The organism is Myxococcus sp. XM-1-1-1 (assembly GCF_020037095.1).
In the GTDB taxonomy this organism is placed as follows: domain Bacteria; phylum Myxococcota; class Myxococcia; order Myxococcales; family Myxococcaceae; genus Myxococcus; species Myxococcus fulvus.
Genome location: NZ_JAIQDH010000037.1, coordinates 1 through 11,942 on the forward strand (window position 1 = coordinate 1; position 11,942 = coordinate 11,942).

The 11,942-nt window shown below is 73.8% G+C and carries 9 protein-coding genes; 8 read left to right on the top strand and 1 reads right to left on the bottom strand.

Features of this window, described 5'->3' with window-relative positions:
• Nucleotides 1-82, top strand: an 82-nt coding sequence (locus K8640_RS40080) for a hypothetical protein (RefSeq protein WP_223751941.1), incomplete at its 5' end; no start/stop codon positions are given.
• Nucleotides 83-369: 287 nt separating this feature from the next.
• Here K8640_RS40080 and K8640_RS40085 read toward each other — a convergent pair.
• Nucleotides 370-1,686, bottom strand: coding sequence for an RluA family pseudouridine synthase (locus K8640_RS40085; RefSeq protein WP_223751892.1), 1,317 nt, complete (start codon nucleotides 1,684-1,686; stop codon nucleotides 370-372).
• Nucleotides 1,687-2,020: 334 nt separating this feature from the next.
• Here K8640_RS40085 and K8640_RS40090 point away from each other — a divergent pair, with 334 nt between their 5' ends.
• From K8640_RS40090 to K8640_RS40120, 7 genes are all read left to right on the top strand, one after another.
• A complete protein-coding gene (locus K8640_RS40090; protein ID WP_141332646.1) occupies nucleotides 2,021-2,494 on the top strand; it encodes a chemotaxis protein CheW in 474 nt (157 codons plus the stop codon).
• Nucleotides 2,491-4,245: a CheR family methyltransferase gene (locus K8640_RS40095; RefSeq protein WP_223751893.1), complete on the top strand. Its 1,755-nt coding sequence runs from the start codon at nucleotides 2,491-2,493 to the stop codon at nucleotides 4,243-4,245. Before K8640_RS40090 ends, K8640_RS40095 begins: the two co-directional genes overlap by 4 nt.
• Nucleotides 4,245-4,856 carry a chemotaxis protein CheW gene (locus K8640_RS40100; RefSeq protein ID WP_223751894.1) on the top strand — a complete coding sequence of 204 codons (612 nt, stop codon included), beginning with the start codon at nucleotides 4,245-4,247 and terminating at the stop codon, nucleotides 4,854-4,856. Before K8640_RS40095 ends, K8640_RS40100 begins: the two co-directional genes overlap by 1 nt.
• Nucleotides 4,853-6,496, top strand: coding sequence for a methyl-accepting chemotaxis protein (locus tag K8640_RS40105; RefSeq protein ID WP_223751895.1), 1,644 nt, complete (start codon nucleotides 4,853-4,855; stop codon nucleotides 6,494-6,496). The genes K8640_RS40100 and K8640_RS40105 overlap by 4 nt, the downstream gene beginning before the upstream one ends.
• Nucleotides 6,496-9,066, top strand: coding sequence for a hybrid sensor histidine kinase/response regulator (locus K8640_RS40110; protein WP_223751896.1), 2,571 nt, complete (start codon nucleotides 6,496-6,498; stop codon nucleotides 9,064-9,066). The genes K8640_RS40105 and K8640_RS40110 overlap by 1 nt, the downstream gene beginning before the upstream one ends.
• Complete coding sequence (cheB, locus tag K8640_RS40115) at nucleotides 9,063-10,127, top strand: chemotaxis-specific protein-glutamate methyltransferase CheB (protein ID WP_223751897.1); 1,065 nt, start codon at nucleotides 9,063-9,065, stop codon at nucleotides 10,125-10,127. Before K8640_RS40110 ends, cheB begins: the two co-directional genes overlap by 4 nt.
• Before the next feature lie 140 nt (nucleotides 10,128-10,267).
• Nucleotides 10,268-11,932: an ATP-binding protein gene (locus K8640_RS40120; RefSeq protein WP_223751898.1), complete on the top strand. Its 1,665-nt coding sequence runs from the start codon at nucleotides 10,268-10,270 to the stop codon at nucleotides 11,930-11,932.
• Nucleotides 11,933-11,942: the final 10 nt, after the last annotated feature.

Consider the following 11,942-nt stretch of genomic DNA (forward strand, 5'->3'; position numbering starts at 1 on the left):
CCTGGTGAGCACCTACTACTCCGCCGCCGTGCTCGTCCCCGACGCGCTGGGCGTGCTGGAGAACGTGGCGCTCGGCGGCTGAAGTCGCTTCGCCGCGTGAGACATCAGGACGGGCCCGGTGTGTTCCACCGGGCCCGTTTTCGTTTCACGAAGGGGCTCGCAATGGCAGACAGCGCCGCACCGGTCCCCCTGTTCCCCGCGCCGAACCTGGCCCCTCGTCCAACCCTTCCGAGCGCTGAAAGACAGGTCCCGCGTGGCGCGTTCATGAAACGAGCCCCCGGGGTGAGCCATGTGCCGGCCCCGTGAACACTGTCCTTGGAGGATGGGCGGCTGGGCGCGTCGCCCGGCCTCGACGTGAGGGTTCCTCCGTCAGAAGGGGGCGGGGATGGAGAAGTCCTGGCGGGCCTGCGTGCGCGGATGCGTGAAGACGAGTCCCTCGGCGTGCAATCGCCAGGGCCCGGCTTCGCTCCCGAAGCGGGTGTCTCCGACGATGGGGGCACCGAGCCCCTCGGGATGCGCGGTGTGGATGCGCAGCTGCCAGGCGTGGCGCGTCCTCGGCCAGAGCCATACGCGCGTGCGGCCCGCGTGTGACTCCACGACACGCCAGTCCGTCACCGCGTGCTTGCCGTGGGCGCGCCCCGCCAGGGACTCGAGCGCGCCGGAGGTGGTGCCTCGCAGCGGCAGGTCGATTCGGCCCTCCGTGCCCGGGAGTCCCCCTTCGACCCAGGCGACATGGCGATGCTCCGCTTCCCCCCGCGAGAGCTGGCGCTGGAGCGCGGCCCGCGTCTCGACGTCCCGCGCGAGCACCTGGAGGCCGGAGACCTCCGCGTCCAGCGCGTGGAGGAAATGCGCGGAGGTCAGCTCGGGGTAGCGCGACTGGAGGCGGACGAGCACGGAGTCCCGGCCCGGGGCATGACGCCCCGGCACCGAGGCGAGCCCCGCGTCCTTGTCCACCACGAGCAATGCCGCGTCCTCGTGCACCACCCTCACCGCGCCTCCGGTGGGGAGCGGCGGAGCGGGGTCCACGTCGAGCCCCTCCAGCATGAAGCCGAGGACCACGCGGCACTTGCTGTCACACGCCGGGTAGTACGCCCCGGAGACCCGGCCGCCGCCCTCGGGCTGTGCGCCCCACCAGAACTCCGCGAGCGCGAGGGGCTTCAGGCCATGACGGTAGGCCTGCGCCAGCAGCTTGGGCGCCGCGCACTCCCCCGCGCCTCCGGGGACGGGACGCGGGTCGAACAGGCTCGCCAGGGGGACCCGGCCTCCTCGCGCGTTGGGGATGTCATAGTCCCAGGTGAGCCGGTGCCACAGGGCCCGTGAGCGCTCCGCGCGTTCATGGGACAGGGCGTCTCGACGTTCGCTGAGCGCTCGTGCCTGGGCGCTGGAGGGCCCCGAGTCCAGGACGGCGCGCTCATGGTCCCTGGAGAGCTCGCGCAGACGGTGGCCCAGCTCGGCCAGCTCCACTTCGCCCCGGGGCAGGAAGGTCTTTCGCGCGCTCAAGTCGAAGAGTGGGGGCGCGAAGCCGTCCACCTCCCAGCGGCCTCCGAGCATCCCTGAGAAGGCGCTCAGGAAGCCTGGTGGCCCTTCCGGCGTGGAGACGACCAGGACGCCGAACATCTTTCCTCCACCCGGACGCCACAGGGACTCCCAGCGAGGGGCCTCGAACTCGAGGCGCTGACGGAGCATCTCGGCGGCCCTCCGGGCGAGCGGCCCGGGCGCCCCGGGCGCGAAGGGGCTGGGCAGACGCGGGGGCACCTCTCCGGGCAGGGGCGGGGAATCGAAGAGGCGCGGGGACAGGGGTGGCTCGCTCACGGGGATGCGCGAAGGAGGCTCTCACAGGTCCAGCGCTCCGGGGGCCCCTTCCCCTGGGGGCGGGCTCGCCGGCCCACTCCTCCGGGAGACAGGGGGACACGGGCGGTGAGACACGGGGCTTGCGCCATTGGGCACTGGTGGACAGAGGACGTGCGGGGTCCACGCCGGGTTCGACAGCCCGCAAACCAGCGTCTATGTCCTCCCTTGCATGGTGTCCGCTCCGCGAGAGGTGCTGCTGTTCACCCTGGCAGGTCAACGCTACGGCCTCCCCACCGAGGACGTGCGTGAGCTGGTGCGCGCCGTGCGCCTGACACCCCTGCCCCAAGCACCGGATGTCGTCGAGGGACTGCTCAACCTGCACGGCCAGCTGCTCCCCGTGCTCGACCTGCGCCGGCGCTTCCGGCACCCCGCCCGGCCCCTGTCCTCCTTCGACCACCTCATCATCGCCCAGGCCGGCCCCCGACAGGTCGCCCTGCGCGTGGACCGCGCCGAGGGCCTGCGGGTGGTCGCACCCGAGGAGTGGGACGAGACGCCCCGCGAGCTGCCCGGCGTCGGCTACGTCACCGGCGCCGCCAAGCTGGAGGACGGCCTGGTCCTGGTCCACGACCTGCGCGGGTTCCTCTCCGAGGCCGAGTCCCTGGCCCTGGACGCGGCGCTCGCGTCCTCGACGGAGCGTGCGTGAGGCAAGGGCCGTGGAGCCATCCGGGCTTTCCCGCCGTGCTCGCGCTCGTCGAGGAGCGCGCGGGGCTCGCTCCACCCTCCTGCCCCGCCTCCGCCGAGGAGGGCATCAGCCGCGCCATGGCTCGCGCCGGCGTCCGGGACTTCGAGACCTATCGCCTGCGCATCAGCGATGACGCGGCCGCGATGGACGACCTGCTCACCGAGCTCACCATCGGTGAGACGTACTTCTTCCGCACCCCCGAGCACTTCGAGCACCTGCGCCGCGTCGTGCTCCCCGGTCTGCGCGAGCGCCATGGACAGGACTACAGCGCGCGCCTGTGGAGCGCGGCGTGCTCGTCCGGCGAGGAGCCGTACTCGCTGGCGGCCCTGATGATGAACGAGGGCTGGGGCCAGCACATGACGGTGCTCGCCACGGACGTGTCGCGCACGGCGCTCGCTCGCGCACGGCGCGCGCACTACGGCGAGTGGTCCCTTCGGGGCCCCTGGGCCGAGCGGATGCGCGCGCACCTGCGCCCCGAGGGCCGCCAGTACATCCTGGCGCCGGATGTGAAACAGCACGTGCGCTTCAGCTACCTGAACCTCGCGCTCGACACGTGGCCCTCGCCCGACTCCGGCATCTGGCGGCTGGATGTCGTGTTCTGTCGCAACGTCCTCATCTACTTCAACGACGCCACCATCGAGGCCGTGGCCCGCCGCCTCCATGCGTCGCTGGCGGAGGGAGGGTGTCTGTTCACCGGTCCCTCGGACCCGCCGCTCGGAGGGCTCGCTCCGCTGGAGCCCATCCTCACCGAGTGGGGCGTGTTCTATCGGCGGCTTCCTCCCGGCACCACCGTGGCCGTTCCCGATGGGGCGCCGTTCGGCGCGCACCCGGCGGGTGCGGCACATGAGGGTCATGGGGCTCGGGCACCGCATGAAACGTGGCCGTCGCAGCCCGTGGGCGGCGCCTGGGCGCAGGGCTCGGGCGCTCATCCCGAGGCGGGTGGCGCGGGACAGGGTGGCGCGTTTCCGCGCGGGCCGGGCGCTCCGTACGATGCGGGCGCGTTTCAGCGCGAGCAGGGCTCTGCGCGCGATGCCGGCGCCGCGACAGGCGATGCCGGTGCGTTCCAGCGCGGGCCAGGCTCCGCGCAGGATGCCGGCTCCGCGGGCGCGTTGCCAGGTCAGGCGGGCGCAGTCAACCGCGGACCGGGCGCCTCGTCCGCGGCCACGGTTTCCGGTGCGAACACGCAGGGCTCCGCGCCTCGTGGCCCCCACCCCCGGGTCCTCAATCCCGCGGAGCTGTCCACCGCCCGTCGCGCACTGGAGCGCGGCGACTGGCGCGAGGCCGCGACACGGTTGGGCGCGCTGGACCCCGACCCGGACATCGCCACCACCGCCGTGCGCGCCATCGCCAACCTGGATGCCCAGGCCGCCCTCTACGTCAGCGCCGAGGCCGCCACCCGCCATCCGCTCGTGCCCGGCCTGCGCTACCTCGAAGCCCTCCTCCTCCTCGGCCAGGGCCGCCTCCCCGACGCCGAGCGCGCCGTCCGTCAGGCCCTCTACCTGGAGCCCACCCTCGCCGTCGCCTGGCTCGTCCTCGGACGCGTGCTGCGCCGGCTCGGCGACCTCCCCGGCGCCCGGAAGGCCCTGCGCGAGGCCGAGACGCTCTGCGAGGCCCTGCCCCCCGACACCGCCGTGCCACTCGCGGAGGGCGAGCGCGCACGTGAGCTGGCACGCGCCGCCCGCGACGAGCGCGTCCGCATGGAAGGCTCCTGATGCCGCACTCCAAGAACATCGACTGGACCGCCGTCCGGGCCCGGCTCGCCGAGCTGGAGTCCTCTCGCGAGGCCCAGGGCGACCTCACCCCCGAGGAGGAGGCCGCGCTGCTCGACGAGCGCGCCCGCGCCCTCGGCCGCCCCCTCACGCCCGACCTCGCCCCGGACACCCTGCGCGAGGTGGTGCGCTTTGGCGCCTCCGGCCAGACCTACGCCCTGGAGTCCCGGTTCGTGCTCGAGGTCGTCCGCTCCGCGGAGGTCATCCCCCTGCCCGGCGCCCCCGCCGCCCTGCGCGGCCTCACGCTGCTGCACGGGGAGGTGCTCCCCGTCGTCGAGCTGGCCCCGCTCTTCGGCCGCGCGCCGTCGAGCGCCACCGGCCCCCTGCTCGTCGTGGGCACGCACCGGGCCGAGCTGGGCGTGCGCACCGAGGAAGTCCAGGAGGTCACCCAGGTGTCCAGCCTGGACCTGCTGCCCACCCCCGAGGCCCTCGTGGATACCGCCGGCGGTCTGGTGTTCGCGGCCGACAGGGATGGAACTCTCTTGCTGGAGGGCGACGCGTTGCTGAGTGACAGTCGCCTCGTGTTCGATTTGTCCGACGAAGGAGTCGTATGAACATCGGGAACCGCATCGCGGTCGGCTTCGGACTCTCATTGATTGTGCTGCTCATCCTGGCCGTCGTCGCGTTCCAGGGAGCCCGCCAGCTCAACGAGACCACCGAAGGCCTGCTCAAGGCCCACGAGAACTACAAGCTGGTGCGCGAGGTGCGCGCGCTCATCGTCGACGCGGAGACGGGACAGCGCGGCTTCCTGCTCACCGGCGAGGACTCCTACCTGGAGCCCTATCAGCAGGCGGTCGCCACGCTCCAGCAGGACATCAACCTGCTGCGCGACGCGATGGCGCCCTTCCGCCAGCAGCGCGACCGCATGGTGCGCCTGGAGCCGCTCATCACGGGGCGGCTGGCCCTGCTCGAGGAGGGCATCCGCCAGCGCCGCGACAAGGGCCTGGAGAACGCGCTGCCCATCGTCCGGGGGCACCGGGGCAAGGAGCTGATGGACCAGATTCGCGGCGTCATCAACGAGATGCTCGCCGAGGAGCAGGAGCGCTGGAAGGAGCACGCCGACGCCGCCCAGGCCGCCGCGCGGCAGATCATGTGGGTGCTCGCCATCTGCGCCGTGATGGGTCTGCTCATCGTCTCCGTGGGCAGCTACGTCATCACCCGCAGCATCACCGTGCCGCTGCGCCGGCTGATGCTGGGCGTGGAGCAGCTGGGCTCGGGGAAGCTGGCCCACCGCATCGACATCAAGGGCCGCGACGAGACGGCGGAGCTGGCGCGCGCCTTCAACGACATGGCCGAGCGCCGTCAGCAATCCGAGGCGCAGATCGCCCGGCAGTCCGAGCAGCGCGAGCACACGCTGCGCACCGTGGCGGAGTTCGTCAATCAGCTCGCGGGCGCCAGCTCGCAGATTCTCGCCAGCACCACCGAGCAGGTGGCTGGCGCCCAGGAGCAGGGCAGCGCGGTGACGGAGACGGTGAGCACCATCGAGGAGATCACCAAGACGTCCGAGGAGGCCGCCGGCCGCGCGCGCAACGTCAGCGACTCCGCGCGCCACGCCGAGGAGGTGGGCCGCTCCGGCCGTCGCTCCGTGGAGGAGGCCGTGTCCTCCATGGGCACCGTGCGCGAGCAGGTGGAGTCCATCGCCCAGCGCATCCTCGCGCTCGCCGAGCAGGCGCAGGCCATCGGCGACATCATCACCACCGTCAACGACATCTCCGAGCAGACGCACATGCTCGCGCTCAACGCCTCCATCGAGGCCAGCCGCGCGGGGGAGAACGGCCGGGGCTTCGCCGTCGTCGCCGCCGAGGTGAAGGCGCTGGCGGACCAGTCCAAGAAGGCCACCAGCCAGGTGCGGCAGATTCTCGGACAGATTCAGAAGGCCACGCACGGCGCGGTGATGACCACCGAGGAGGGCACCAAGAGCGTGGCCACCGCCACCCGCGTGGTGTCCGAGGCGGGCGCCACCATCCAGACGCTGTCGGACCTGCTCGCGCAGGCGTCGCTCACCGCCGCGCAGATCGCCGCCTCCGCCAACCAGCAGGCCACGGGCATCGCGCAGATCCGCCAGGCCATGCATGACGTCAACCAGGCCACGCAGCAGGGCCTGTTGTCGTCGCGCCAGACGGAGCGGGCCATGCAGGACATCAACGGCATGGGGCAGAAGCTCAAGGGTCTGCTCGAAGAGTACGGCCGCTGATGGACCGCGACAGGCTCGCACAGGCGTTGCTCGCCACGTTCCTCGAGGAGCTCGAGGGACATGTGACGTCGCTCAACCGCGACCTGCTCGCGCTGGAGCGGGAGCAGGGGACACCGCCCGCCACCGAGCGGGTGTCGGCGCTCCTGCGCACGCTGCACAGCGTGAAGGGCGCCGCGCGCGCGGCCAGCGCCCTGCTGGTGGAGACGGCCTGTCACCGGCTGGAGGAGGTGCTCGAGCCCTTGCGCGACCGGCGCACCGCGCCTCCGGAGCTGTATGAGCTGTGCTTCGCCGCCGTGGACGCGCTGGACGACGCGGGGCGGCGACTGGCTTCGCGGCAGGAGCTGACGGGCTCGCCGCTGGAGTTGCTGCTGCCGGACCTGGAGCGCGCGGCCCAGGACGCGGCGGCGCCGGCACGTCCCTCGGTGTCGGAGGGCTCGCGCACGAGCGGGAGCGTGGGCAACACGGGGGCTCCGGGAACCGGCGGTGCGGATGCCACCCGGGACGGGGGCGCCTCGCGCGCGCCGGGCGCCAGCGGGCCCTCCTCCACGCGTGACGCGGGCGCTTCACGCCCGCCGGGCGCCGGCGGTGCGGAGTCCTCTCGCGACGGTGGAGGTTCACGCGCTCCGGGCGCCGGCGGTGCGGAGTCCTCTCGCGACGGTGGAGGTTCACGCGCTCCGGGTGCCGGCGGTGCGGAGTCCTCTCGCGACGGTGGAGGTTCACGCGCTCCGGGTGCCGGCAGTGCGGAGTCCTCTCGCGACGCTGGAGGTTCACGCGCTCCGGGTGCCGGCGGTGCGGAGTCCTCTCGCGACGCTGGAGGTTCACGCGCTCCGGGCGCCGGCGGTGCGGACGCCTCTCGTGACGCGGGGTCCTCTCGCGCTCCGGGCGCGGAGCCGTTGGAGTCCTCGTCCGGTGGCGCCGGCCTGGAGACGACGCTGCCGGTGCGCGTGTCCGCGCAGAAGCTGGACGCGCTCTTGTCGCGCAGCGGGGAGCTGCGGGTCGCCGCGCTGCGACTGGAGGGCCGCGCCGAGACGCTGGAGACGGTGCGCGAGGAGCTCGCCCGCGTGCGCGACGCCGTGCGCGGCACCGACGGCGAGGCCGCGCTGCGCCGCGCGGAGACGGAGCTGGCGCGGGTGGCGCGCGAGCTGGCCGCGGACCAGCGGGCCCTCGGCGGTGTGGCCACCGGCATGGATGACGAGGTCCGCCGCGCGCGCACCCTTCCCTTCGTCGAAGGCTGCAGCGGGCTGGAGCGCGCCGCGCGCGACGTGGCCCGCTCCGAGGGCAAGAAGGTCCGCCTGGAGATCCAGGGCGGCACGCTGGAGCTGGACCGCTCCCTGCTCCAGTCCCTGCGCGAGCCGATGCTGCACCTGGTCCGCAACGCCGTGGCGCACGGCCTGGAGTCCCCCGAGGAGCGCGAGCGCGCGGGCAAGCCCGAGGAGGGGCTCGTCACGCTGTCGGCGCGCCTGCGCGGCAGCCGCGTGGAGGTCACCGTGGAGGACGACGGGCGCGGCCTGGACCTCCAGGCGCTGCGCGCGCGCGCCCTCGAGCGGGGCATCGAGGTCCCCGAGGACGACGCGGACGCGGCGCGGCTGGCCTTCCACGCGGGCCTGTCCACCACGTCGCGGGTGACGGAGGTCGCCGGACGCGGCGTGGGCCTGGACGTGGTGCGCACCCAGGTGGAGGCGATGCGCGGCACGGTGGAGGTGGCCACCCAGCCCGGCAAGGGCGCGCGCTTCACGCTCGACGTGCCCCTCACGCTGAGCACCCTGCGGGTGCTGCTGGTGTCCACCGGAGGACAGACGCTGGCCCTGGCCAGCGAGGGCGTGGCCCGGCTGGTGCGGCTGGCGCCCGAGGAGGTGCGCGACGTGGAGGGCCGCCCCACCTGGGTGGCCGAGGACGCGCTGGTGCCCCTGGCCTCGCTGTCGGACGTGCTGGGCCTGCCCGCGGGGCCTCCGCGTCAGCGCCGGGGAGCGGTGGTGCTGGCGGCCGGCACCGCGCGCGCCGCGCTGGTGGTGGACGAGGTGCTGGCCGAGCAGGAGGCCCTCGTCCGCGCGCTGGGCCCCCGGGTGCGCCGCGCGCGTCACGTGTCGGCGGCGGCGGTGCTGCCGGACGGACGGCTGTCCCTGCTGCTCAACCCCGCCTCGCTGGTGCGGGCCGCGGGGGGACGACCCTCCACGGCGCTGTTCCCCACCCCGGCGGCCCGGGCGGCGCGGCGGCGCATCCTCCTGGCGGACGACTCGCCCACCACGCGCGCGCTCGAGCAGAGCATCCTGGAGGGCGCCGGCTACGACGTGGTGGCGTGCGCGGACGGGGCCGAGGCCTGGGAGCGGCTGCAGACCGTCGGCGCCGAGGCGCTCGTGCTCGACGTGGAGATGCCGCGCATGGACGGCATCGCGCTCACCGAGGCCGTGCGTGCCTCCCCCCGCTTCTCGCGGCTGCCGGTGGTGCTGGTCACCGCCCGGGGCAAGCCCGAGGACAAGGCGCGCGGGCTGCAAGCGGGGGCCAGTGCCTATCTTGTGAAAAGCGCGTTCGACCCGACGAGCCTGCTGGAGACCCTGAGACGACTGCTATGAGGACTGAACCGTTGCGCATCGTGGTGGCCGAGGACTCGCCCACCGCCCGCCGGCTGCTGGTGGAAATCCTGCGCGCCGACCCCGCGCTGAGCGTGGTGGGCGAGGCGAAGGACGGCGTGGAGGCGGTGGAGCTGGCCCAGCGGCTGCGGCCCCACCTGGTGACGATGGACATCCAGATGCCGCGCATGGACGGCCTGGAGGCCACGCGCCGGATCATGACGGAGGTGCCCACCCCCGTCGTCGTGGTGTCCACGCTGGTGGAGCGCGACATCCAGACGTCCATGGCCGCGCTGCGCGCCGGCGCGCTCGCCGTGCTCCAGAAGCCCCTGGGCCCCGAGTCCCCGGACTTCGACGCGGAGAGCCGTCGACTGCGCGACACCCTGAAGGCCATGGCGGAGGTGAAGGTGGTGCGCCGCTGGCCGGACCGGGGCACCGCGCCCGTGCCGCCTCCTCCCGCCACGCCCGCGCCCCGCAAGTCGCCGCCGCGCACGGCGGTGGTGGCGCTGGCGGCGTCGACGGGAGGACCGGCCGCGCTGTTCCGGCTGCTGTCGGAGCTGCCCTCGGACTTCCCCTCGCCCGTGCTGGTGGTGCAGCACATCGCGCTCGGCTTCGGTCAGGGCCTGGCGTCCTGGCTGGCCACGGCGGGGCCCCTGCCCGTGCGAGTGGCGGAGGAGGGAGAGCTGCTCTTGCCCGGCCACGTCTACCTGGCGCCGGACGACCGACACCTCGGCATCCAGGACGGCCGCGCGCAGGTGTCCAAGGCGGCGCCCGTCAACGGCTTCCGCCCCTCGGCGACGTGGCTGTTCCGCTCGGTGGCCAGGGCGCATGGGGCGGAGTCGCTCGCGGTGGTGCTGACGGGCATGGGCCAGGACGGGCTGGAGGGGATTCGCGAGCTGCGCGAGGCGGGGGGCCGGGTGCTGGCGCAGGACGAGGAGTCCTCCGTCGTCTTCGGCATGCCGGGCGTGGTGGTGGGGGCGGGGCTGGCGGACGAGGTCGTCTCCCTGGCCTCGCTGCCCGCCCGACTGACGCTCGCCGTCCGGGCAGGCGCACAGTCGGGGTGAGCCATAATATCCGCTTGTTAAATCTTGGAGCCTGACTGGACACGGAGGAATGGTCTTCGTGTCGAGGGGTGTCAATATCCCATCAGGCCCATCCCCCCGTTCCAATGAGCACATCCCTGCCTTCCTTGCTGTCCGCCTTCATGGCGCTCCCCGACCCCGCCTACGTCCTGGACGCGGTGGGGCGACTCATGGCGACGAGCGCCTCGGGCGCACGGGCCTTCGGACAGGGGCCCGAGGGGCTGGTGGGCCGGAGCTGGAGTGAGCTGGGCCTGCCGGTCGAGGACGCCGCGAGGCTGGAGTCCGCGCGAGCGCGGGCCTCGTCGCTGGGGGACAGCGTCACGGTGGAGCTGCCCTGGCCCATGGACTCGGGCCTGCGGCGGCACGCGCTGGTGCTCACCCCGCTGCCCGCGTCCGACAGCGAGCAGGGCCTGGTGCTGGTGACGGCGCGGCCGCTGACGGAGGCGGAGGCGGTGTACTCGCGCGCGCTGGAGCTGGAGCAGCTGGCGCGCGCGGAGGTGGAGCAGGCCGAGCGTCGACGCTCGTTCCTCTACCAGGCGATGACGACGCTGTTCACCCATCCGCCCGACCCGCACGGCATGTACACGCTGCTGGCGCACCTGGCGGTGCCGGACCTGGCGGACTGGTGTCTGGTGGACGCGCTGGAGCAGGGCAACTGGGTGTCGCGGGTCGCGGTGGCGTGCCTGGACCCGACGCAGCAGGAGCGCGCGGCGGCGCTGCCCCAGCGCATGGAGCGGCGCGACGACGCGCCCGTGGGGCTCTTGCGCGTCTTGCGCACCGGGGAGCCGGAGCTGGTGCCGGCGGTGACGGACTCGCTGCTGCGCGCGGCGGCGGCCGAGCCCGCGCACCCGGCGCTCCTGCGCACGCTGCAGGCGCGCTCGTACATGATCATCCCGCTGCGCGCGCGCGGGAACACGCTGGGCGCGGTGACGTTCGTGGCCTCGGGCTCGGGCCGGCGGTACGGGCCGGATGACCTGGCGCTGGCGGAGGACCTGTGCCTTCGCGCGAGCCTGGCCATCGACAACGCGCGGCTGGTGGGCGAGTCGCGCCGCGCGGCCCGGGCGCGTGAGGACCTGCTCGCGGTGGTGTCGCACGACCTGAAGAACCCGCTGGGCGTGGTGCAGCTGGGCTCGGCGCTGCTCTTGCGCGGGCCGGGCGCGCGGCCGGGCGGGGAGATGGTGGCCAAGCAGGCCACGCGCATCCAGGACGCGACGGACCGGATGTCGCGGCTCATCTCGGACCTGCTGGACTGGGGACGGCTGGAGGCGGGGGGGCTGCCGCTGGAGCTGGGCGAGCATTCCATGACGGCGCTCGTGACGGAGGCGATGGACGCCATCCGGCCGCTGGCCGAGGCCAAGGGGCTGCACCTGCACACGCGCTCCACCGAGGACGACGTGCGCGCGAAGTGCGACCGCACGCGGGTGCTCCAGGTGCTGGGCAACCTGCTGGGCAACGCGGTGAAGTTCACCCCGCCGGGGGGAGACCTGGAGGCGGGGGTGTCCGTGCGCAACGGCGAGGTGTGCATCCACGTGCGCGACACGGGCTCGGGCATCGACCCGGAGGCGCTGCCGCACATCTTCGACCGGTACTGGCAGGCGCGCGACGCGGCCAGCCGGGGCACGGGGCTGGGGCTGGCCATCGCCAAGGGGCTGGTGGAGGCGCACGGCGGCCACATCCACGCGCGCAGCACGAAGGGCGAGGGCAGCACCTTCTCCTTCACGCTGCCGCTGACGGGCGTGTCCACCGCGCCGCACTCCAGCGCGTCCCGCGCGCGACTGGACGCCTGAGACGGGGCGA